General features: G+C 63.6%; 19 protein-coding genes and 2 pseudogenes. 10 read left to right on the top strand and 11 right to left on the bottom strand.

What is annotated here, in order from left to right:
* The first annotated feature begins 78 nt into the window (after nucleotides 1-78).
* Entirely contained in the window at nucleotides 79-594 is a 516-nt protein-coding gene (locus tag PQR02_RS11900) for a flavin reductase (protein ID WP_408230160.1), read from the top strand.
* A 31-nt stretch (nucleotides 595-625) separates the two neighbouring features.
* Here the strand turns inward: PQR02_RS11900 and PQR02_RS11895 are convergent, their stop codons facing one another.
* The 5 genes and pseudogenes from PQR02_RS11895 to PQR02_RS11875 form a co-directional block, all read right to left on the bottom strand.
* On the bottom strand, nucleotides 626-1,771 hold the full coding sequence (locus PQR02_RS11895) for a DUF1501 domain-containing protein (protein ID WP_408230157.1): 1,146 nt from the start codon (nucleotides 1,769-1,771) through the stop codon (nucleotides 626-628).
* Nucleotides 1,772-1,776: 5 nt separating this feature from the next.
* Entirely contained in the window at nucleotides 1,777-3,321 is a 1,545-nt protein-coding gene (locus tag PQR02_RS11890; protein WP_408230154.1) for a DUF1800 domain-containing protein, read from the bottom strand.
* A 73-nt stretch (nucleotides 3,322-3,394) separates the two neighbouring features.
* Nucleotides 3,395-3,927, bottom strand: a pseudogene (locus PQR02_RS11885) (periplasmic heavy metal sensor).
* Nucleotides 3,924-4,340, bottom strand: a complete 417-nt coding sequence (locus PQR02_RS11880) for a hypothetical protein (RefSeq protein WP_408230151.1) — start codon at nucleotides 4,338-4,340, stop codon at nucleotides 3,924-3,926. Before PQR02_RS11880 ends, PQR02_RS11885 begins: the two are co-directional and overlap by 4 nt.
* A pseudogene (locus tag PQR02_RS11875) lies at nucleotides 4,337-4,586 on the bottom strand (sigma-70 family RNA polymerase sigma factor); the annotation flags it as partial. The pseudogene PQR02_RS11875 and the gene PQR02_RS11880, both read right to left, overlap by 4 nt.
* Before the next feature lie 79 nt (nucleotides 4,587-4,665).
* On the opposite strand from PQR02_RS11875, the gene PQR02_RS11870 reads away from it, so the two are divergent.
* From PQR02_RS11870 to PQR02_RS11850, 5 genes are all read left to right on the top strand, one after another.
* Nucleotides 4,666-4,881, top strand: a complete 216-nt coding sequence (locus tag PQR02_RS11870; RefSeq protein WP_408230482.1) for a hypothetical protein — start codon at nucleotides 4,666-4,668, stop codon at nucleotides 4,879-4,881.
* Between the two features lie 241 nt (nucleotides 4,882-5,122).
* The gene (locus PQR02_RS11865; protein WP_408230148.1) at nucleotides 5,123-7,015 is read left to right on the top strand and encodes a phospholipase C; all 1,893 of its coding nucleotides are present in this window, start codon (nucleotides 5,123-5,125) and stop codon (nucleotides 7,013-7,015) included.
* A gap of 173 nt (nucleotides 7,016-7,188) precedes the next feature.
* A complete protein-coding gene (locus PQR02_RS11860; RefSeq protein WP_408230145.1) occupies nucleotides 7,189-8,619 on the top strand; it encodes a cytochrome-c peroxidase in 1,431 nt (476 codons plus the stop codon).
* A 159-nt stretch (nucleotides 8,620-8,778) separates the two neighbouring features.
* Entirely contained in the window at nucleotides 8,779-9,471 is a 693-nt protein-coding gene (locus PQR02_RS11855; protein ID WP_408230142.1) for an HAD family hydrolase, read from the top strand.
* A gap of 243 nt (nucleotides 9,472-9,714) precedes the next feature.
* The gene (locus PQR02_RS11850; protein ID WP_408230139.1) at nucleotides 9,715-9,966 is read left to right on the top strand and encodes a hypothetical protein; all 252 of its coding nucleotides are present in this window, start codon (nucleotides 9,715-9,717) and stop codon (nucleotides 9,964-9,966) included.
* A 159-nt stretch (nucleotides 9,967-10,125) separates the two neighbouring features.
* Here the strand turns inward: PQR02_RS11850 and PQR02_RS11845 are convergent, their stop codons facing one another.
* The 3 genes from PQR02_RS11845 to PQR02_RS11835 all read right to left on the bottom strand — a co-directional run bounded on the left by PQR02_RS11845 (nucleotide 10,126) and on the right by PQR02_RS11835 (nucleotide 13,470).
* Nucleotides 10,126-10,518, bottom strand: a complete 393-nt coding sequence (locus PQR02_RS11845) for a carboxymuconolactone decarboxylase family protein (protein ID WP_408230136.1) — start codon at nucleotides 10,516-10,518, stop codon at nucleotides 10,126-10,128.
* 222 nt (nucleotides 10,519-10,740) lie between these two features.
* Nucleotides 10,741-12,171, bottom strand: a complete 1,431-nt coding sequence (locus tag PQR02_RS11840; RefSeq protein ID WP_408230133.1) for a mannose-1-phosphate guanylyltransferase/mannose-6-phosphate isomerase — start codon at nucleotides 12,169-12,171, stop codon at nucleotides 10,741-10,743.
* A gap of 285 nt (nucleotides 12,172-12,456) precedes the next feature.
* Nucleotides 12,457-13,470: a Crp/Fnr family transcriptional regulator gene (locus tag PQR02_RS11835; RefSeq protein WP_408230130.1), complete on the bottom strand. Its 1,014-nt coding sequence runs from the start codon at nucleotides 13,468-13,470 to the stop codon at nucleotides 12,457-12,459.
* A 12-nt stretch (nucleotides 13,471-13,482) separates the two neighbouring features.
* Here PQR02_RS11835 and PQR02_RS11830 point away from each other — a divergent pair, with 12 nt between their 5' ends.
* The 4 genes from PQR02_RS11830 to PQR02_RS11815 are packed head-to-tail and all read left to right on the top strand — an operon-like array spanning nucleotide 13,483 to nucleotide 18,200.
* Nucleotides 13,483-14,757: a FecR family protein gene (locus tag PQR02_RS11830; RefSeq protein WP_408230127.1), complete on the top strand. Its 1,275-nt coding sequence runs from the start codon at nucleotides 13,483-13,485 to the stop codon at nucleotides 14,755-14,757.
* A 2-nt stretch (nucleotides 14,758-14,759) separates the two neighbouring features.
* Entirely contained in the window at nucleotides 14,760-16,607 is a 1,848-nt protein-coding gene (locus PQR02_RS11825; RefSeq protein ID WP_408230124.1) for a CHASE2 domain-containing protein, read from the top strand.
* Nucleotides 16,552-17,907 (top strand): tetratricopeptide repeat protein, encoded by a 1,356-nt coding sequence (locus PQR02_RS11820; protein ID WP_408230121.1) that lies wholly within the window; start codon nucleotides 16,552-16,554, stop codon nucleotides 17,905-17,907. The genes PQR02_RS11825 and PQR02_RS11820 overlap by 56 nt, the downstream gene beginning before the upstream one ends.
* 59 nt (nucleotides 17,908-17,966) lie before the next feature.
* Complete coding sequence (locus PQR02_RS11815) at nucleotides 17,967-18,200, top strand: hypothetical protein (RefSeq protein WP_408230118.1); 234 nt, start codon at nucleotides 17,967-17,969, stop codon at nucleotides 18,198-18,200.
* A gap of 55 nt (nucleotides 18,201-18,255) precedes the next feature.
* Here the strand turns inward: PQR02_RS11815 and PQR02_RS11810 are convergent, their stop codons facing one another.
* Genes PQR02_RS11810 through PQR02_RS11800 form a run of 3 tightly spaced genes read right to left on the bottom strand, consistent with a single transcriptional unit; the run spans nucleotide 18,256 to nucleotide 22,930 of the window.
* Nucleotides 18,256-20,694 carry a glycosyltransferase family 4 protein gene (locus PQR02_RS11810; RefSeq protein WP_408230115.1) on the bottom strand — a complete coding sequence of 813 codons (2,439 nt, stop codon included), beginning with the start codon at nucleotides 20,692-20,694 and terminating at the stop codon, nucleotides 18,256-18,258.
* Entirely contained in the window at nucleotides 20,691-21,722 is a 1,032-nt protein-coding gene (locus PQR02_RS11805; protein ID WP_408230112.1) for a glycosyltransferase family 4 protein, read from the bottom strand. Before PQR02_RS11805 ends, PQR02_RS11810 begins: the two co-directional genes overlap by 4 nt.
* Nucleotides 21,719-22,930, bottom strand: coding sequence for a methyltransferase domain-containing protein (locus tag PQR02_RS11800; protein WP_408230109.1), 1,212 nt, complete (start codon nucleotides 22,928-22,930; stop codon nucleotides 21,719-21,721). Before PQR02_RS11800 ends, PQR02_RS11805 begins: the two co-directional genes overlap by 4 nt.
* Nucleotides 22,931-23,001 lie beyond the last annotated feature (71 nt).

The raw sequence follows: 23,001 nt of genomic DNA, 5'->3' as shown, positions 1-23,001 counted from the left end.
CGCGTGTTTTGTCTGGTGTCCTGAGTGCGGCGCGCGCTGGCGCGCCACGACACGCCGATCTTTCAGCAGAGGCTTCCCATGCTTGACAAGCGCACCTTTCGCGACGCCATGGCCGGGCTCGGCACCGCCGTCAACATCATCACGAGCGATGGCGACGCAGGTCTCGCCGGCTGCACAGCATCGGCGGTTTGCGGCGTGACGGACGAGCCGCCTACCCTGCTCGTCTGCATCAATCGCAGCAGCCGCAACAACGCGGCTTTCCGCCGCAACGGCAAACTCTGCGTGAACGTGCTGAGCGCGGAACAGCAAACGCTCGCGGCGCACTTCGCGACCAGCGCGCTGCCGATCGGAGAACGCTTCTCCGCCGCGCACTGGGAGCAGCTCGTGACCGGCGCGCCGGTGCTGCAGGGTGCGCTTGCGTCGCTGGACTGCGAGATTGAATCGGTGACTGAGGTGGGCACGCATACGGTGTTCTTCTGCGCGGTGAAGGCGGCGCGAACGCACGGCGCTGGCGATGCGCTGATTTATTTTGGGCGCCGTTATCACCGGGTTGGCGAACGTTCGGTGCATGCGACGCATCATGCGTGCGGTTGAAGCGGGAGCGGTTGCGGCGCAATGCCCACCATCACACGCTCACCACACCCGTGAGCGGCCGTCCCCCCGCTTTTCCAAACAACGCCACCGCAGTGCGCTGAGGATCGAGCCCAAGACTCTCGCTCGCGGTGCCGGCGATCAACGCATCGAGCGAAGTCGTCGGCTTCAGGTCGCGCCCTTCGTAAAGCTCGCGCGCCGCGAGACCCGGCCAATCGGTGATCACGCGCCCGCCCTGCACCGAACCGCCCAAGACCATCGCCACCGACCCGGTGCCATGATCGGTGCCGCCCGTGCCGTTGGCCGCAGCGGTCCTGCCGAACTCGGTGGCCACCAGCACGGTGGTGCGGCTCCACAACGGGCCCATGCCGTCACGCAACGCCGCGAGCATCATGTCGAGCGCTTTCAGCTGATTCGCGAGGCGCGCATTCTGCGCGCTGTGCGTGTCCCAGCCGCCGGTTTCGATCATCGCGATCCGTGGACCCTCGTCGCGTGACAGCAAACCGGCCGCGAGCTTGCCGAGGCTCGCCGGGTCCTGACGCGCACTCGCGTCGCCCGCGAGGCCGCGCGCCGTCATCGCCGACTCCCACAGCGGGCGCAATTGCGCGTCCTGCTCGTAGAGTTGCGAGACCCGCGTAAGCAGATCGTCGGGCGCCTGCGGCAATGCCGAGGGCGCATACGAGGTAACGGCCGCAGCACCGCGCAGCGCCATCGGCACGGTCGGCGCGAAGGCGATCGCGGTTTCCCGCGCGGCGGGCAGTTGCGCAACGAGCCGGTTGAGCCACCCATCCTTGACCTGATACGGCGCCGCGCCGCCCGTCTCCAGCACGTTCTGCCCGTCGAAGTGCGAGCGGTCGCGATAGGGCGACGCCACCGCGTGCACGAACAGCGCCTGCCGGCTCGCATACATCGCGGCGGTCTGCGCAAGCGCCGGATGCAACGCGAAGGTGCCGTCGAGCCTCATCGCGTTCGACGTATCGATCGCGAGCGCACCGCGCAGCGTCGCGTAAACAGGTTCGGCGTAGGGCACGACGATGCTCAACCCATCGGCGGCCCCACGCTGGATGACGAACACGAACCGGCGATCGGTGGCGACGCTCGCGAACGCGATGCGCGGCGACACGAGCAACGCGCCCGCGCCTGCGGCGGCGACGTTCAGAAAACTGCGGCGTGACAGCATGGCATTCATCTCCGTTGAAAATCCGGCGAGACCAGCAGCAGCGCGATCGCTGTGGACGCGCTTTCCGCTCGCGCCACAGCGGCAGCCGTAGGTTCACCGAGCGATCCCGCCAGCAAGGTCTGCCCGAGCGAGCGAGCGTCGAGCCGGTCGCCGACGCGCGCGGCGAAACGCTGCGCCACTTCCACCCGGCGCACCAGCGCATCGGGCGCGGCCCAGCTCGCTGCGATGTCGTCGTATCCGGCGGGCGAGCCGGGGCGCCACACCGGCTGGCCGAGCTGCGTGAGGATCGGCGCGCTTTGCAGATTGCCCAGGTCCTGCCAGCCGAGCCCGCGCATCGAAGAAATGGTCCACTCCCACGGCGTCTTGAACTTCACCGCGGTCGGCGACCACGCTTGCGGCGTATCGAGCAACGCGCGGTACACGGTCGGCAGATCGCCGCCGCTGCGCTCGAAGGCATTCGCAAGACGTTCGCTCACGCCCGGCGGCGGGTTGTCGGCGACGAAGTGGCGCGCCAGCTTGACGCCGATATGCTGTGCCGTCGCCGGCGCGTGTGCGAGGTCGTGCAGGATCGCGAGCGCCTGCGCTTCGCCGGGTTCGTCGTAGCTGCGTCCCATGATGGTCCGCGAGCCGGGCTCGTGCAGCGCCGCGCGAAACACGAAGCTGCCGGGCGCGGCGTTCTGCTCGATGCCGCGCCGGTTCGCGTTGGCGAGGTTGCCCGCATTGCCCAGATTGCCGGGATTGCCGGCGAGACTCCAGCCGGTCAGCGCGCGCGCGAATTCGGTGACGTCGTCCTGGCTATAGCCGCTGCGCACGCCGAGCGTGTGCAGTTCCATGATCTCGCGCGCGAGGTTTTCGTTCAGACCGCGTTTGCGCTCGGGGTTGCGTTGCGCCGCGCGCAGCGCCGCCATGCTGTCCGGTCCGACCGAACGGGTCTGGTCGAGAAACACTTGCATGGCCGGATGACGTTCGACCGCCACCAGCATGTCCTCGAAGCGGCCGAGCACGTGCGGGCGGATCGCTTCCGCTTCGAACGAGCCGGCCAGCGCGGCGACGCCGGCTTTCTCGACGGAGACCGCGAAGTGGTTGGCCCAGAAATGCACGAGGCGTTCGACGAACGGCGCCGGTGTGGTCAATGCGCTCGTCACGCGCGCATTCACCGACGCGCGGTACAGGTCGAGGATTTCGCCGCGCAGGGCTTTTCGTTCGGCGGCTTGCCTGGTGGTCTGGGCGTTGGATTGCGCGCTGATCTGGGCATTGGTTTGCGCCCCCACGGACGCGTTGCTCGCCGCTCCCGCCTGATTGACGCCCGCGCCTTCTGGCGGGTTCTGCTGCGCTTGCTGACTGAATTGCATGCGCTGCTGCGCCAGTTCGGTCGACAACGCCACCGAGTCGGGCTGGCTCGCCCACGCGGCCGGCCGTGGCTGATATTGCTCGAACTGTGCGAGCAGCCAGCCCTTCGGGTCGGCGGGCGGCGTGTCGTCGGCACGCGCGCCCAGGCCGAAGCGGTTCAGCGCAATCGCCGCGGCGTTCAGGTTCGGTGAGTTAGCCATACCACCCTCTTCGGTATCGGATATGCGTTAAACGGCCGTCGATCGATAATCCAGCGCGCCCGTGCGGTTTTTTTCAATCGCCCGAAGTTTCGCCCGACGCCGCCTGGCTTGCCGGGTTTGGCGGGTTTGCCTGGTTTCGCGCATTGGCCGCCGCCGGCTCCCGCCACTGCCCGCGCAACTTCAGGCTCTCCGCGAAACGCACCCGCTCCTCGGGCGACAGCGTCGCTGCGAAATCCGCCACGCTTCCACCTGCGCGCGCAGACTGCTATCGGCTGCCCGCGTGCGGGCCAGCGCGGCATCCAGCGCCGCGCGATCGAGTTGCGGCGCCGCGAGCAGGCCCAACACGTCGCGCCGCCCTTCGCGCCCCTCGCGCGCAAACTGCCGCCCTTCGCGGCGCGCATTCTTCAGGCCGTCGATAAAGGCCTGCTGCCGCTCGGCGGACAGCGTCTGCGCCGCGAAGCGCAGCGTGCGCTGTTGCGCGAGCACCGGCGGGTTGGCGCCATGAGCCGCGAACCATTGATAAGCACCCCCGACGATCGCGCCCAGCAAGAACACATTGAGCACGAGTGACGCCACCAGCACGACTTTCCACGACCGGCCGTTCATTCGCCGCTCCAATCGGCGGACGTGCCACCGAAGCTCGAAGTCAAATAGGAGGAGTCGTGCAGCGGCGGCGCGTTTTCCGTCAGCACGAAGAACGACACCGCGAACGCGCCGGCCACGCCGCCCAGCAGCCCGACGCCGGCGACCGCCGCGCCCGACCACCACAGCCGCCGCCGCGCCACCGGCCGCCGCACCGGCGCGCGCTCGACGATGCGTTGCTGCAACGCCGCGCCCGGCGGATCGATTTTGTCGGCCGCGAGCCACGCGTCGATGCCGGCCGCGTCGCTCATCATTGCGTCGGCTTCCGCGCGATGCGACTGCGCCCACGCTTGCGCCGCCGCGCGCTCCTGCATCGGCCAGCGTCGCGGATCGGCACCGTAGGCGTCGACGATCTGATGGAATCTTTCGGGCGTCATGACTTGTCCTTGCTAAGGCCGCTGCCGGCCAGTTGAGCGCGCAGATTGCGGCGCGCGCGGGCCAGCAGACTTTCCAACGCATCGACCGTGATGCCCATCAGGGCCGCGGCGTCGATGTTCGACATTTCCTGGTAGTAGCAGAGCACGAGTGCCTCGCGTTGCCGCGCCGGCAATGCGGCGAGCGCGGCGCGCACCCGTTCGTCCTGCGCGCGTTTCGAGACCGGCGTCGGGCGGCGCGGCGGGATCGGCCACTTCCACGCGCGGCGTCGGAGGCGCCATCTGCGCGACGATCACGGCCCGCGCGAACGCGGGCGCGGCCGTCAGCGTGCGGCGCCGCAAAGCGACGCGGCCAGCATGGCGCCCAGAAAGCGAAGCGGTCGAGTCGGTTTCATGTTGGTTTCTCCCATTAGATGCAAAGCCCGAAGCGGCTCCGTTTCTTCTTGAACGCAGCAGCGGAAAAAATCCGTCGCTGCAATTCGCGTTCGAAGAAAACGCATGGAAATACGCGCTGCGCGACAGCGAAAACAGGCTTGCCGAATGAGCCGATGAGAGACCCGACGAATGACCATGTCAGCGTAACGACAGTAAGTGTTATTCAAATGAATGGCGAACGAGAGCCAACGTAATGTTTGCGCCCCGAAATCTTCACCATTGAATGGTCCAATGCGCGCAGTTTTAAGCGGTAAAACCACTAGCTGTATTTCTAACAATATCTCCCAGCGCAATCCACACACTTGTCGATGGAAACGCTGAACGGCGAAGTCGAATCTGGAGCCAGTCACATGTTCCGTAGAACCCTGTTACCCATTCCGTTTGCCGCGCTGCTCACGCTCGCTGCATGCGGCAGCAATAGCGTCAGCTCGACGGCGTCCGCGCCGACCGGCGCATCGACGCCGGCCGTCTCGGCGCAGGACGCTGTCGCAACGGCCACGCCGATCAAGCACGTGGTGGTGATCTTCGGCGAGAACGTCTCGTTCGATCACTACTTCGCGACCTATCCGAACGCCCCGACTGGCAACGGTGAACCGCAATTCACCCCCGCCGCGAATACGCAGACGGACATCAACACGCTCGCGCACGCCGGCCTGTTGACCACCGCCAATCCGAACGCGGCAGCCACGTCACCGAACGTCGCGAACGCGACGGTCAACGGTGTGGCGACGACGCCGCCGAACGTTGGCGGCGTCACGCTGACCTCCGCCCTGGCGCAACCGTTCCGCCTCGACCGTACTCAAGCCAATACGAAGAGCCAGAACCACAGCTACGGCCCGGAACAGCTGGCTGACGACAACGACAAGATGGACGGGTTCCCGCTGTTCACGTCGGCCGCCACCGTCGTCGGCGGCAGCACCGGCGCCTTCGGCTCCGCCGCGCAGGTGCTCGGCTACTTCGACGGCAATACCGTCACCGGGCTGTGGAATTACGCCCAGAACTTCGCGATGAGCGATAACGCGTGGACCGACACGTTCGGTCCGTCGACGCCCGGCGCGGTCGAGGTGGTCTCTGGCCAGAACAACGGTATCCAGATGTTCAAGACCACGTCGACGACGGATACGACCCTCGGCACCGCCGTTTCGGCCACCAGCTCGTCACCGAGCGGCAATGCGATCATCGACGGTCAAGGCGGCTTCACGCTGATCGGTGACCTCGACCCGGCCGGCGACCTCTGTACGAATGAGGCCAACAGCACGGGCGCAGTGGTGGCGCAGTTCTCGCCGAAAGTCAAGAATATCGGCGACCTGCTGAACACGAAGAGCATCACGTGGGGCGGCTTCACGGGCGGCTTCAACCTGTCGACCGTGAACCCGAATGGCACGACGAGCTGCAAACGCTCGACGTTCTCGTCGGTGCTCAACAGCTCCCCGGCCGACTACGTTCAGCATCACAACTGGTTCCAGTACTTCCCGTCGACCGCCAACCTGACGCACCAGCGTCCGACGTCCACGGCGATGATCGGCTTCACCGAGCCGACGCTGGACAACACGGCAACGCCGGTTCACCACCAGTACGACGTGGATGACTTTTTCACCGCGGTGAAGGCCGGCAACTATCCGTCGGTCAGTTTCCTGAAGGCCCCCGCTGTTGGTGACGGCCACCCGGGCAATTCGGACCCGCTCGACGAACAGCAATTTGTCGTGAAGGTGATCAACTTCCTGCAACAACAGCCGGACTGGAAGAACACCGCTGTCATCATCGCCTACGACGACTCGGACGGCTGGTATGACCACCAGGCGCCGAAGATCGTGAACTCGTCGTTCGACAAGTCGCTGGTGATCACGGCGAACAACAGCGGCGCGACGACCAAACCGGTCTTCCAGGGCGCTGACCAGTTGACCGCCGCCGGGGAGTGTAACGGCGCCGGTGCCACGCAGCCGCTCGGTGTGAATGGCGGTGCTGTGAACGGCCGCTGCGGCCCGGCTACGCGCACGCCGTTCCTGGTCGTGTCGCCCTGGGCCAAGACGAACTTCGTCGACCATACGCAGATTACCCAGGCGTCTGTCGTCAAGTTCATCGAAGACAACTGGCTGGGCGGCACGCGCCTCGGCAACGCATCGTTCGATGCCACTGCAGGCGATATCCGCAGCATGCTGAACCTGACCGGGACGGGCAACGCACCGACGCTGTTCCTCGATCAGACTTTCGGCACCAAACTCGCCGCAGCACCGGCGAACTGACCGGCAGTGATGAAACAGGCTTCCCGTAGCACGCGGGGCGCGGCACCCTTGTGTGCCGTGCATGCCGTACCACGGCGCGGGAAGCGCCCCAAGCCGTAGCTCGTGTCGAGCCCGTACGCAAACCGTACTGGCTCGACATTTTTTTGGCCTTATCCCTTGTTGTCACAATCGCCATGAGCCTTCGCCCGAACACCCTGCCCGCCGGCAACGATTCGAACGCCAGCGCCGCCAAGCGATCGCCAGGCCGCGCCGTGGGATGGACAGTCGCCGTCCTCGCGGCAGGATGCGCCGCCTTTGCCGCTTACGCGGTAACTTATCCGGAGCGTATGCCGCTCGCGATCGGCACCATCGTCGAAGACATCACCGGCGCCAATCCACAGCCGGTTCAGCTACTGATTCCGCCGCCCGCGCCGTTGAGCGCTGTTGCACAGCTCGGCCGCAACATTTTCTATGATGCGTCACTGTCCGCATCGGGCAAGCAGTCGTGCGCGTCGTGTCATAGCCCCGAACATGCCTACGGCCCGCCGAACAACCTGGCAGTCCAACTCGGCGGTCCGCATATGACCGAAGCGGGCTACCGGCCGCCGCCATCGCTTGCCTACCTGTACCGGCAGGCACCGTTCAGCATTGGTCCCGACGCAAGCGATATGGACACCGCGCCGGTTACGCTACAGCAGGCCGCGGCAAGCGCGGCGGACGTGCAGCGCGCGGTAAAGACGGCCGGCGTCGCGCCGGCGGCGCCCGCGATGGTGCCGCAAGGCGGCCTGTTTTGGGACGGTCGTGCGAGCACCCTTCAGGACCAGGCGATCGGTCCACTGACCAATCCTGTCGAAATGGCCAACCCGAGCGTCGCGGATGTCGCGCGCAAGCTGGAAAATGCGCCGTATCTGGATCAGTTCAAGAAACTTTTTGGCGATTCGATCGTGAACCGGCCCGGGATGCTGGTTGAAGAAGCGATGTTCGCCGTGGGCCGTTACCAGTTCGAAGACGCGTCGTTCCACCAGTTCACCAGCAAGTACGACTACTGGCTGCAAGGCCACGCGCGCTTGACGCAGGCCGAGCTGCGCGGACTCCGCCTGTTCAACGATCCCGACAAGGCAAACTGCGCCGGCTGCCACCTGAGCAAGCCGACCCTCGACCGCCTGCCGCCGCTGTTCACCGACACGCAATACGAAGCGCTCGGCGTGCCGCGCAACCGCAACCTCCCGCTCAACAAAGATCCGAAGTTCTACGACATGGGCGTGTGCGGCCCATTCCGCTCCGACGTGAAGGACCTCACGCAATACTGCGGCATGTTTCTGACCCCAACGCTGCGCAACGTCGCCACGCGCCACGTGTTCTTCCACAACGGCGTGTACCACGACCTCAAGCAGGTGATGGACTTCTACAACCTGCGCAATACGCAGCCCGAGAAGATCTATCCGCGCGATGCGTCGGGCAAGGTGCAGAAGTACAACGACCTGCCGCGTCAGTATCAGGCCAACATCGATTCCGCAGACGCACCGTTGGACCGCAAGTTCGGCGACCAACCCGCGATGACCGATCAGGATATTCAGGACATCATTGCATTCGTGAAGACGCTGAGCGACGGCTATAAGGAATGAGGATGTGATCGCGTGAAGGCGGGGGTTGCGCTGTCATTGCGACGCCTTCGCGCGGTTTTGCGTGGCCCTGGTGTGGCGATTTCATAGCCTTGGCGCGGCGGGGCGCGAGCCGGTGAGGTATCCTTGCCGGTTCCGCGACCTCTATCCCTATCCCGCCCGATGGCCGATTTTCCCTTCGACGCCGTCCTCTTCGACTGCGACGGCGTGCTCGTCGACTCCGAACCCATCACCAACCGCGTGCTCACCGAGATGCTCGGCGAGCTTGGCTGGCATATGAGCGTCGAAGAGACGATGCGTATTTTCGTCGGCAAGACCGTCAAGGACGAAGCCGCGCTGATCGAGGCGCGCACCGGCTTCGCGATCACCACCGACTGGCTCATGAAGTTTCGCGAGCGCCGCAATACGGCGCTCGATCGCGAATTGCAGGCCATCGAGGGCGCGGCGTCGGCTGTGCGAGCGCTGTATACCGCACTCGACGGACGCATTGCGGTTGCATCCGGCGCCGACCGGATCAAGGTCGAATTACAACTCGCCAAGGCCGGCATTCTCGACTGCTTCGAAGGACGCATCTTCAGCGGTCACGAAATGCCACGCAGCAAACCATTTCCCGATGTGTACCTGGCGGCCGCCGCGGCGTTGGGCGTGAACCCGAACCGTTGCGCGGTGGTGGAGGACACAGTGACCGGCGCGACCGCGGGCGTCGCCGCCGGTGCGACCGTGTTCGGCTATTGTCCGGCGGAACTCGGCCATAGCAGCGCGACTGCCCTGCATGGCGCGGGCGCGGTGCACGTCTTTCAGGAGATGGCTGAATTGCCCGCGATGCTCGCGCAATGGCGCGGCGTTGCGGGCTAACGTCGCACGCGCTTTGATGGGTGGATTCGAGCGCGCGGCCCGGCGCTCGTGAGAAGAATGTCGGCGCCGTCACGACACCAGCGCTTCGCAAGTTGGTCCATGGCTATCACTTTGCGCGCGCATGTTTGCGTCGAGTGAAGCCCACGCCGCTTTTGCGGCGCATGGCATGGTGTGTGCAAATGGAATGCGTGAGCGCGGCAAAGTCCGGGCTCACTGCCAATCCAATCTTCCAGGAGATCCACCATGACAACCCTGATCCTCAAAGACCTGTCCCGCTTCGACGAACTCGATCATGCGGCCTCGCAATCCGTGCGCGGCGGCATTGCCTACATCACGCGTGGCGACCCCGGGGGATACAACGGCGGTATCGTGCCACCGGTTTTCGGCCACCCCGGCTGGGGCGGGTACCCGCCGGTTCATGTCGGTTGCGGCCCGGTGCTGAAGCCTTATGGGCACCCGCCTGTGTATCCGGTGGGAGTGATTACGCCACTGTGAGCGGCGCTTCCTCGACACTTCGGTATGTGAAAGTTGCGAAGCAGGCACCGCTGACGGCGCTTCCGATCTGGAGCGGATGCCTGCTCTGCTCTAGTTTGTTTTTGCTTTTGCTGTTCTCGCTTCGCGGCGCACGCCGCTGGCGAGTTTGCGATCGTGGCTTTACTCGAAAGCCGGATCGATCGGCACGCGATAGCCAACCGCGAGACGATTGGTTTCGTTAGCCATCCCAACGACTGCCATCAGCTCGCCGAACATCTCGTCGGTCATGCCCGCGCGGCGCGCGGCGGCCGTGTGACTCGCGACGCAGTAGCCGCAGTTGTTCGTCACGCTCACCGCGACGTAGAGCAGCTCCTTGATCAACGGATCGAGTGCGCCGGGCGCCATCACGTCTTTCAGACTGTCCCATGTGCGCGCGAGCGTCGGCGGATGCTGCGCGATGTATTTCCAGAAGTTGTTGACGTCGTCGACCTGACGGGTTTGTTTGATGTCGTCGTAGACGGCTTGGACTTCGGGCGGTGCGGCGGAGTATTCGACGGGGTTGGGCGGGGTCATGGGGGCTTCGATCGGGGGATGGGAATTAGTGGCGCTATGCATGGGTAGGCTGCGGCCGGCTAATGTGAGGTGCGGTAACGTTCAGTTTAGCGGGTGCCGGCTGCGATGTGTTTGACGGAGAATAGACATGGCAAATGCCGGGGAATAAAAAAGCCACCAGTCTTGCGACGGGTGGCCTCGTTACGCGTGCCAAACATACGAAAGCGCGTGAAGCGAACTCCGTTAAGCCTTGGCCACACGCCCATAGGTGTCTTCGAAACGCACGATATCGTCCTCGCCAAGATAGGCGCCCGACTGCACTTCGATCAACTCCAGCGGAATCATGCCCGGGTTCAGCAACCGATGCGTGACACCCACCGGGATGTACGTCGACTGATTCTCGGTCAGGATGATTTCCTTGTCGCCGTTCGTGACGAGTGCGGTACCCTTCACGACGATCCAGTGTTCCGCGCGATGATGATGCATCTGCAAGCTCAATTGCGCCCCCGGGCTGACGACGATGCGCTTGACCTGGAAGCGGTCGCCGCTGTCGATGCCTTCATACGAGCCCCATGGACGCACCACACGACGGTGCGTGACGGATTCGTGACGGCCCATTTCATTCAATTGGGCAACGATCTTCTTGACGTCTTGAGCCCGGTCGCGATGCGCGACGAGCACAGCATCCGCGGTTTCAACGATAACGACGTTATCCAGACCGATCGCCGCCACCAGGCGATGTTCCGCGCGGATGTACGAATTGGTCACGGCATCCGTCAACACATCGCCGATCAACGCATTGCCTTGCGCATCGCGCTGTGCAATGTCAGCAAGCGCGGTCCAGGAGCCGATGTCGTTCCAGCCAAGATCAGATACCGCAACGACCGCCGCCCGCTTCGTTTTCTCCATCACCGCATGGTCGACGGAGATGTTCGGACAGGCGGAGAAGGCTTGCGCATCGAGGCGCACGAAGTCGTTGTCGCGCTGACCGGCGTCGAGCGAAAGCTCCGCCTGTGCAGCGATTTCCGGCTCGTGGCGGCGCAGTTCCTCCATATACGTGGAGGCCTTCAGCATGAACATGCCACTGTTCCAGTAGTATCCGCCATCTGCGAGGAAGCGCTCCGCCGTCACTGCATCCGGCTTTTCGACAAATGTATCGACCGCAAACGTCTTTGCGCCGTTGACGAGTTCGGCTCCCGCACGAATGTATCCGTAGCCTGTGTGCGGTTCAGTCGGAGTAATGCCGAAGGTCACCAGGTAGCCATCTTTCGCGATCTGCGCGGCTGCCGCGACCGCTTCGACAAAGGCCGCTTCGCCAGCAATCACGTGATCGGACGGCAAAACGAGCAGCAATGAATCGGCAGAGTCGCGCATGGCAATGAGCGCCGCCACCGCGATAGCTGCCGCCGTGTTGCGGCTCACCGGCTCAAGTACGATCGCCGACGACTCGACCTTGACCTCTCGCAACTGCTCCGCAACCAGAAATCGCTGCTCGGTGTTTGTCACGACGATCGGAGACGAAATGTCCTTGATTCCTCGCAGGCGCAATGCGGTCTGCTGAATGAGGGTGTTGTCTCCCGTCAACTTGAGATACTGTTTCGGATATCCACCCCGCGACATCGGCCACAGTCGCGTCCCGCTTCCACCGCAAAGAATCACCGGATGAAGGTGCATCGTCTTACTTCCTTTCTACCTATTGTTTTAACGGACAAGTTGACACCGATCACGACTGGCTGTCCGTCCTTATCGAGCGGAGTCTGACGATCGACGACGCGCAGCCGGCCACCGACGAAATCTATCGCCGGATTGGGTCTTTCGAAATGCAGCGTCTTCGGCGCCGGGCGGTGTTTCAGGCACAGCATCGCTTTATGGAATGTGCATCAGCCTGTCACTCGAAAGGCATCTGTTGGAGGTCTCGTCTTTTCAGGTCGGATATCATCCGCAACAGTCTCCGTGCTTTCATGATATGCCCGGCGGCTGGGCGTCCGTGCCTTCGCCCATCGCTTTCGCACGCAGTTGCAGCTCCGCCTCTCCCCTTGCAAGCTTGGCGAGCATGGCGGCATTGCGCACGATCAGGCGTCGATAGTCACGTTCGACCACCTGTCCGTCGATAAGCGAGCGGATGGCGCGCGATACCGTTTCGCGGCTCACGTTCGCCATGATCGCTATGGCCTGCTGGTTGGGCAGATTCTCGATCGTCAGCAGGTCTCCAGCGCTTTTTCGCATCGACGCTTCCAGCACCGAATACACCCTTGAATACGCGCGGGTGAGACCGAGCATCGACCGGTAGTTCGATGCCTGTCGGATGGTGCGGCATAACCGTTGCAAAAGCGCCTCAACAACAGCCGGGTTGCGGTAAAACAGTTCCTGTGCCTGAGGCTTTGGCAAAAACCCCACGACCGATTCGGTCGTCGCGATGATCGAAGCCGAGCGGGGGCCGCCGTCAATAATTGACAGTTCGCCGAAGTAGTCTCCTGGCTCAACAAAATTCAGTCCGACCTCCCGGCCGTCTTCCGAGAGCGCAATGACCTGCAGGCGGCCGGACATCAACATCAGCAGGGAGGAACCCGCGTCGCCCTTATGAACGACGAATTCCCGTTTGCTGAAGCGGCGATAGCGGATATGGCGGCTGGTCTCTTCAATGACATCGTCTGCTACGTTGCGTAGCAGTTTCTGTTGTTTCAGGAGGTCGGTTGCCTTTAACGGGCCAGTGTTGATCGTTCCATCTTCTGTCGACATCTCTTGATTGTTTTTCCCCGGCTTTGACTCGCACAGACAATAGGCGCACTTTGCATGGATATCTGTGACGACCGTCACATCTTGCAGACAAAATATGGCTGATGATTGCGCCCACCGCACTGCATGGCGGATATCGGGAAAAAACAGATGCATAAACGCATGATAAGGGGACCGGAAGCGGTCGCACTGCAATTCGTTGTGGGAGCAGCTTTTTTCCTGCAGGGAGCCGCACACGCGGAGCCTGCGATGCTGGGCAATGCAGTTGTCGTGATTGGCCAGGCATGTGCGCAACACGCGCAGACCAGCTGCGCGTCACTTGCCAGGGGCGCCGCCATTACCGAGGGCGATACGGTCCAGACGGGCGCAGATGGGTACGTGTATATCACCACGGTTGATCACGGCTTCATCAGCGTGCGTCCGGATTCGTCGTTCACGTTCGAGCGGTACGAATACGACCCTGCGGATCCGCAAAAAACGGTGATCAAACTCTCGCTGCATAAGGGCGTGGTGAGGGAGATATCCGGCACGGGCGCTCAGGCGGCCCGCGACCACTACCGGATGAATACACCGGTTGCTGCGCTCGGTGTGCGAGGCACCGATTTCACGGTGTTTACCGACGCCAACATGACACGCGCCGATGTGCGTAGCGGTGGCATTGTGATGACGCCGCTCGGTGCGAGCTGCGCAGAAACGGGTACGGGCCCGTGCGAGGGTCCGTCCGCGGCACAACTGTTCGCCGGGCAGCGCAACGCCGTGCTGCAGGTGTACCGCGGCAGCGCTCGCCCCGTCGTGGTTGATTCGGCACTCCCGGGGCTGATGCCAGAGCGGACGACCGCCGCACTGCAAAGTGAGGAAAACAGCGCGCGCACGGCTACCACGCAGCCGCCGGTCAATCCCGGTGTTGCGCCGGCAGAGCTGAACTTTCCGCTGACAGCGCCCGTCGCCCCGCCACCGGCACCGGCGCCCGTGCCCGTCGCACCGCCACCCGCCCCTGCTCCTGCTCCTGTCCAACCGCCCGAGTCACAGCAGATCTTCTGGGGACGCTTTACGCCGCTTGCCTCCGCCCAGGCGGATACCACACTGGCTGCCCTGCTGCAGCAAGGCAGCGATCAGGTGGGTCTGTTTGCGCCTTTCGCCATGACACGTACTCCGCAGACGGACATGGTGATGCCCGCGTACGGCATCTTTACATTTGGTCTGCAGGCGTCCAGTGCCTATGTGATGAATGCCACAACGGGCGCAGCGACCCAGGCGCAGATCAGCAATCCGTTCCTGTCGATCGATTTCGGCGCCGGTACCTTCCAGACGAAGCTTAATCTCAGTGCGAACGGCACGAGCTATGGGATTTCGGCACAAGGTCGCGTAGGCCCTGACGGCACGCTGCACAGCGACTATGGCTGGCCGGCCACCATTCAGGGCGCGCTCGCGGGGAAGAATGCAACGCAGGCCGGCTACCTGTTCCTGCAGGCGCTGGACGGGAAGAATACCGCGGTCGGAGCGACGCTGTGGTCCCGACAGTAGGCTTGACCACGCTCGATCGCATCCGCCTCACGATATTCGGACTGGTTTCACTGACAGCGTGTCTGCTGGCGAGCGGCGTGTGGTCGCCCGAGCTTTACCGCCGGATCGGGAACGCGATTGACGACTGGCGGCAGGTGCAATTGCTGAGCGCCCGCCCCGACCCGCGCATCGCGGTCGTCGACATCGACGAGCGCTCGCTGGAGGCGATCGGGCCATGGCCCTGGCCGCGCGCTGTCATCGCGCGGCTTGCACAGAATCTGTTCGTGCAGTATCGCGCCAAAGCCGTTGGCCTCGACGTCATGTTTCCTGAAGCGGGATCGCCCCAGGGCGACCACGCGCTGCTCGCCGTCGCGCATCAGTTTCCGCTCGTCTTTGCCCAGGCATTCGCCCTGTCCGGCGACGCCGATGCGCCTCATGCAGGTCATATCGGTGGCGCGCTTGCCGCAGGCACCGGGGTGGCGCACGCACCGATAGCTTCCGGTTTTGTGGGCAACTTCTTTGACGCGACCGATGTCTGTGTCGGCCATGTCACGCCGCACGCCAGTCTCGACGGCGTCGTACGTTCCATTGCCCCGGTGATCCGGTATGCGAACGCAGTCTACCCGATGCTTGCATGGCAAATGATGCATTGCCGCGCTGGTCGGCAATCGCCCGTGATGCCGATCGACAGGTTGCCCGTGGACCCGCATGGATTGATGCACATCCCGTTCAGACATCCGGTCCAGTCGCTCGACGTGGTCTCCGCTTACGATGTGCTCGCCCAGACGGCGCCGTCCGCACTGCTCGCGAAACGTTATGTGCTGGTTGGCTCGTCGGCGCTCGGACTGACAGACCACGTCGCCTCGCCAATCGATCCCTGGCTGCCTGCGGTCATCGTGCATGCGGAACTGCTTGGCGAAATGCTCGATCTTGGCTCAGGCGAAGGCGCCCCGCGACCGGCAGCATGGCTTCCGATGGCATGGACTGCCTGCTCGATTGTCGCGTTTGCGGTGCTGTTCCGGGTGCAACGCGCGAGCATCGCGCTTGTCGCACTGGTTACGGCCACGTCGTTGTGGCTTGTGCTGCTCGCCTGGACGCGCATCGTGCCTGCGGGCCTGGCTGCATTGCCGCTGGTTCCCGCCGCGGCATTCCTGCTCCTTCAGGCGCCTGTTGAATGGATCTCTTCCCAGGCGGCAATACGCTCGTTCGAACGTCGCTTCAACCGTTATTTGCCCCCGACGGTGCTGCGCGAAATTATCCGGCAGCGCGGTCTCGTCACTTTCAAACCTGAGCGCCGGCAGATCTCAGTGCTGTTTGTGGATATTGAAGGTTACACGCGCGTTGCCGAGCAAATGCCTCCCGAGCAGCTCGCCACGATGACTGATGTCATTCTGAGCCGCCTGACCGATTGCGTACATCAGACGCACGGCACGCTGGACAAATACATGGGCGACGCGTTGATGGCATTCTGGGGGGCACCTCTGGCCCAGTCTGACCATGCGGATCGTGCACTCGACTGCGCACTGGCGATGCTGCGCGAGATGAGGGAGCTTAACCGCAGTGCGCTGCCCGTCCTTGACGGCAGGATGATCCGGGTGCGCATCGGGGTCAACAGTGGCACGGCCGTGGTTGGTGAAATAGGCTCGGCATTCCGCAAGTCATATACCGCGATTGGCGATACGGTGAACGTAGCGTCACGACTCCAGGAATACGCCAGGACCCTGGAAACCAGTCTGCTGATCGGACAGGAAACGGCACGACAGACGGGACGTCATCGCCTGCAGGCTTGCGCCCAGGCAACACTGCGCGGACGCGATGCTGCTGAGCAGCTCTATACGGTGCACGAAGGCGAGCCCCATGCCATTCACTAGGCAGCGCATCCCTGCGCCGCCACCGGGCCGCGCAGGGGGCGCAATCCTCACGCTGGGGGTCGGTGCACTCTGCGCTGCTATTGGCCTGTTTGCGCCGCATGCGGTAGCACAGACGCCTGGGAACACCTTCGAGCAGACCATCAACGACGATCTGCAGGCCCAGGCGCAGGAGGCGATCAGCGACGGCCATCGGGAGCGCGCACTCGCGTTGCTGGACGAACTCGTGCAGCGCGATCCCCGCCAGGCGGGCGCGTTGCTCGATGCTGCAGTGCTGTATTGCCAGTTGGGGGAACGGACACAGTCCCTCAGGACACTCGCCCGTATCGAGGCACAATATGAGGTGCCGCCCGCAATCGGGAAGCTGATCACCTACTACAAGGCGAGCACTTGCGCGTCGGCGGGACCACGGCCGCAGCTAACGGCAAGCGTCGGAGCCGGCGTGACGTCGAACGCGAACTTCGGGCCATCTGATCCAATCGTGACCTTCGCGCCGGATGCACCATTGAGCTCGTGGAGCCTGGCGCCGGAAAGCCTCCCACACAGTGACCAGTACATCGAATCCGCCATTCAGGGCGAGTTGCCCATTCCGGCAGTGCCTGGCCTGGAACTGATTGCGGGACTTTCAGACCGCCAGTACCGCAGTCTGCACAACTTCGACCAGCGCGCGGCGACAGTCGGGGTGGCTGACAGAAGGAGTTTCCCGCAAGGCGAGCTGTATAACCAGCTCACGACGAACGTGCTGTGGCTCGGCACGCACATCTACCAGCGTGACATAGGATGGCACGGTGGCTTCTGGCTGCCACCGGCAGCATGGCGGCCGGTGCTCGCGCGCGGCGGAGTCGACCTGACGGTCGTGGACTCCGCCTATCCCGGCAATTCGCTTTACGATGCCATGTACTTCGCAGTGCGTGCCGCCTTCCAGGCGCACGTGGGCGAACGCACATCGATGCAACTCTTTGTCGGTCCGGCGTGGGACAGGCCGCATGGCGGCCGCCCGGGTGGAACGCAGCGCGGCTATTCAGCGTGGCTGTCACTCGACTACGATATGGATCGTCGTGGTCAGCTCGAAGCCGTCCTGCAACAACGGACATTGAATGACGCGACCGCCTACAACCCGGTATTTTTTGGCAGCCTCACCCAGCACCAGACAGTACGCTCAGCGGCGCTGCGCTATACCTATCCGCTGATTCGCGGCTGGTCGCTCTATGCGCAGGTCTCGGCACAGCGGGTTTCCGACTCGATTTCGCTGTTCGCCTATACCGTGTACAACGGCTCGCTCGGTCTGTCCTGGATGTACTGAGGCGACAATCGCCGCGGGAATCGCTAGAATAGCGGCAACTTTATCGTCACATCTCCGCCATGAAAAGCTCGATCAGCATTCTGCAGACACCGGCGGCCACCGCCGAAGACCGGTCTGTTTGCCTGGAATGGCAAGGATTGATTCACCAGCAGTCGTATGACTCGGTCGACAGCCTGTTGCACGAGGTCACCCACGCGGCGCTGGCGCAATCCACCGGTCCGACAGCCACGGTAGAAATTGCGGTGGTCGGCCAGTCTGACGGGCTGCTGCCGTTGGGCCACTATCTGCTGTAAAAAGCAACACTTCAGACCAGTCGGGTAACGGTCCCGACCGGTCTGCTCTGCGCGCCTATTCGAGAATCTGCGCGAGCGTCTGGGAATAGGCTGCGGCAATTGCGGCCCAGTCTCCCTGCGCTTCGACGCGACAGCGGGCGTTATGCACCATGGAATCGCGTTCTGCCTGCGTCAGTTGCAACATCGCATCGATGCCTTCCGCGAAAGCATCTGCATCAGCCGATACATATTCTTCGCCGGCACAGTAACCGAGGCCACGTGCACCGAACTCGGTGCTCACCACAGGCAGGCCGACTGCCGCATATTCGAGCAGTTTCAGGTTTGTTCCTGATCCTGAAATCACCGGGTTCAGGCCCACGTCACAGATGGCAAGCCAGCTGGCTTTTTCCGCATCGCTTACGACGCCCAGAAGGCCGACGTTCGCCGGCCGCTCCCATGCCTCGATCGCGTGGCAGACCGAACCCAGCAACACGAAATGGACCGAGGGCAACTGTGCGGCCGCCTCGATGACAAGGCGAGCGGCATCGATATTCGGACCGTGAGCGCTACCCATGAAGAGCGCGAGGGGGTTCGCTACGCGAAGCGCCGAGCGGCGACGCTGTGTCTGCGCGGCAGTACGCAAACGCGTTGCGGTGACATCGATCCCGTTCGGCACGACAATCAGCTTCGCGCCATCGTCTTCTACCCCATAGAGTCCAACCATGCGCTCGCGGTCCTGGGCCGAACATGCGGTCACGAGTGCCGCGTCGAGCACGGCTCGCCGTTCCAGCGCCGACACCTGATCGATCGCCCAGCGATGCGAGCCGTAAATATCCGCCTTGAGATCCGCCTCGACGTTGTGCGCTTCGTAGACAAAAGCCCGGGACGAGACCTTTCGCAACGCCGGCATGGTGTAGGGATGGGAACACACGATCAGGTCGGCGCGACGTGCCAGCGCATCAATGGCGTCGAGCCATTGGGGCGCTGTGCCCGGATGCAGCGCCGCTGCCAGATCTTCAACGGAAGCACCGAGCGTGTTCTCCAGTTGTTGCTCGACCTCGGCGAATGCCTGCGATTTCGGCACCAGTTCCTCGCTGAAGTCGGCAGCAAGATTGCGCACGCCGCGCAGATGCGATGGCGCCAGATTGACGAATTGCACCTGAAACTGTTCGGCAACACGCGAATAAAGCCCGTGCAGGCGTAGTTTGCCGCCACTGATCACCGGCGCAATGGGATAGGTATTGAGGACCCCGAGAACGGGCTTGGCACGCCGGGTGACAACGCTGGGCGCAGCCTGGGTCGCGGCACCCACTCTCTGGTTGCCTGAGGCGGGTTGCCGGCCGGCCGAGACCAACGCATCGCACAGGCTGTTCCAGTCCAGGTGCGCCACGCGCGTGCGGCCAGCCAGCCCCATTTCCAGTGCCCGGGGCAGATCACCGCAGACACGCTGCATCGCGCCCGCAAGCGCGTCGGCGTCGGGCTCGACGACGAACCCGGAGCGCTCGTGCTCGATCAGTTCGAGCGGACCGCCCGAATCCGTTGTGGTAATGACCGGTTTTGCCGAAAGCATCGCTTCGAGGGTGATCAGACCGTAGTCTTCATCACGTGGCACGAACGGCACGCACACTGCCCGCGCGTACTCCTGCGCCAGCACGGCGTCAGGAACCCGCCCGAGAAAGCGAATACCGCTATGACCGGCCGCTGCCTCGCGCAGTCGCGCTTCATCGGGTCCGCTGCCTGCAATGTGGAGGGGCATGTCTACCCCACTCTGCCTGTAGGCCTTGATGATGAGATCGATCCGCTTGGCCGGATCGAGGCGGCTTGCGCTGAACAGGGTCTGCTGTGGCCCGGGTGCGAGACCTTTAAGGCTGGTCGGATGATGATGTACGGCAACCTTCACACCCGCCGGGAAATAGCCATCGCGCGCCGCGACGACCCGGGAGATCGCCGCATAGTGCACGATCCGGTCGGGCCGCATTGCCACTGCATCAAGCAGACGGATGGCCGCACGCGTCACAGGGCCGGGAAAAGCCCAGCACGGCGCTTGCGGCGAGCGCTGCCAGGCCGCGTCGAGTGCATCGAGCAGATCGTCAAACTCGACGTCCGCTGCGCGACAGTTGGCCAGTGCGTCCACGATCCGCACCGGCATGCCAAGTGAGAGCAACGCGTCCTGATCGAAGTGCGTCGGCATGCCGGGCGGGTAGCAGTCGTACAGTCCACGCAGCGTATGCTGAAGATACACCACATGATTGCGGTGCCGGATCGCCCATGCCGGGTACTTGGTGCTGATGACCAGGTCGAAGTGGCTAAGGTCGAGCTGGGAAAAACGGCGATAGCTGGCCAGCAGCTCGCCCATGCTTCGCTCGGGAGTTGGCACCTTCAGCAAGTCCGCCTGAATCCCAGGACGCGCATTCAGCGCATCGAGCAGGCCCCACCACAGGTTCTCCGCGCCGCCGATCACGAAGGGCACCGGGCTCGGCGCAACAATGGCAATTCTCATGGAAAACCGGGTCAAAGAGGTTGGGTAAGCGCGTCGACAACGTGACGCCACGAGATATCCGCCGCCCGGTAAGCTTCGCGGCCACGAAGCCCCGCCTCGGCGGCCTCACGCGGATGTTGCGCGAGCCAGTCGAGGCGTTTTGCAAGCGCGTCGGCGTCTGGCATTTCTACCCAGCCTGTGTCGCCGTGGCGAACGAACTCTAACGGGCCGCCAGAGTCGGTGCACGTGATGACAGGCTTTGACGACAGCATGGCTTCCAGTGTGATGTATCCATAGTCTTCGTCGAAAGCCGGAAACGCGACGGCCAGCGCACGCGCGTAAAAGGCGCGCTTTTCGGCTTCGGTAACATGCCCGATCAGCGAGACGCGATCGCTGACGCCATGGCGTTCGATAAGCGCGGCAAGCGCATCGCGCTGACCCCCTTCGCCGGCGAGCAGGATTTTCAGCGACGAGCGCATGCGCTGGGCCGCCTCGATCAGTAGCGATTGGCGCTTGAGGGTTTCGAGACGGCTCGGAAAGAACACGTAGGGCAACGCGGCTTCGCACCGGAACGACTCGGCCTGCGCCGGCGGATGGTAGAGCGGCGTCGCGGCAATCCGGTTGAAATCGTGCAGCCGCGCGGCGACGCGCCGCGAATTGGCGAACACGCGATTCGCACGGGAGAGTGCGACGTTATCGAATGCGATCACCTGTTCACGCAGCCGGGTCAGCTCAGTTGAGGCTTGCGAGGCGTTGTACAGTTCGTAGACGGCGCGGTGCTGGTGCATCACCCATACCCGGTGATCGGGATGGGCGAGCCCGTAACCTGGGAACTGCAGGCTAATGACCTGATCAATCGTGACGCCGTTGGGGCGCACAAAATCAAGCGACGCTGCGTGTTCCATTGCTCGGACGATGTCCTGTTCCGGCGAGAACCGGAACGGCAGGCGTAACAGTTCGACATCGTGCCCTGCCTGCTGCAACGCACGGACCACGCCGGCGATGTGATATGAAGCGCCCCCGTGCATGAACGGCACGAGGTTGGCCGTCACGAGAATCTTCACGCCTGAACCCCTGCTGCAGACTGCTTGCGGCCCAGGACTGCAAAGTCCTGCGGACCGCACAGATGCCCATTGACGCGCTCCGTGAGCGGATCATTACCTGGCACCTTCGCTTCTTCCGGGTAAGGGCTGCTGCGGATGATGTCAATCGCTTCAAAGCGGTGATACTTCAGCAGGAACCAGATCGCGCTCGGCGTGACCGGATTGCGGTGCGTGAAGTCGTGATAGAACGTGTGACTGCCCACCAGCACGTTTTCCGGGTTCGGCGTCTCGAACAGTACTGAGCCGCCCTCCACCAGCACGCGGTAGCTCTCCTGCACGAGGGCGAACAGATAATCGAACGGCAGGTGCTCGATGATATGAAAGCCGGTGACTGCGGCGACCGACCCGGTGGGCAGGCTGCGCAGGTAGGTGAGTGCATCCGTGCACCGTACATTCAGTCCCTGCGCGATGCAGGCATCCACCATTACGCGGTTGACATCAATGCCAATCGCGTCGCGACCGTTCTGCCGCGCATACGATAGCCACTCACCCCGGCCACAGCCGATATCCACGATCTGATGCGTCAGTCCCTCTGCATGCGGCACACATGTCGCAAGCCAGTCGTTATAGATGGCGAGTTTCGCGAGCACACTGTCGCGACTACCACGATTGGCATCTTCGAACGCAAGGTAATAGGCGTCGATTGTTTCTGGCGACACCACGGGCCTGGGTACCAGTTCCTCATGCATATCGGTCAGGCGCCGCGACAGCTGCTCGACCTGCTGGCCATGTCGCAGCACAACCCCGACGGTGTTTTCGAAGCGGCCTCGCCATGCAAGCAGCGAACGCCTGATCACATACCGCGCGTACAGGCGGTCGGCATATCGCCCGGCACGCAAGGCGACTGCCCCCAGTCCCGCGCGGCGCAGCAGGCGATCTGCCGCCGTCACCGCGACGACGGCCTTTAACCCCGCCACCGGCACAGCAGCGCGGCGCCCCTCTTGCGACATGCGCAGCCGGCCCAGCACGACGAGCCGGCTCGCCCCGCGCGCGAGCTGGTTCACATAATTGGCGCGGCCTGTTTCGTCAGCCTCCCGCCCTAGCAGAAACCGATAGGCGGCGCGGACAAACTCAGGGTTGTCGACGACGAACAGGCGTTCGATAGCGCCTCTATCGGCAAGATCGGCGGCGTCCGGCGCTGGTTCAGATTCGCAGATCGAACGATCCATGGTGAGCGTGACGCCCGTGTCATCAGGAGAAGCATGCGCGGCTGCCTCGGCCTTGACACGCGCAATCAGAT

Source organism: Paraburkholderia sediminicola (genome assembly GCF_046026895.1).
Classification (GTDB): Bacteria; Pseudomonadota; Gammaproteobacteria; order Burkholderiales; family Burkholderiaceae; genus Paraburkholderia; species Paraburkholderia sediminicola_C.
The sequence above is the reverse complement of the archived record's forward strand: the minus strand, read 5'-3'. Positions and strand labels throughout refer to the sequence as shown.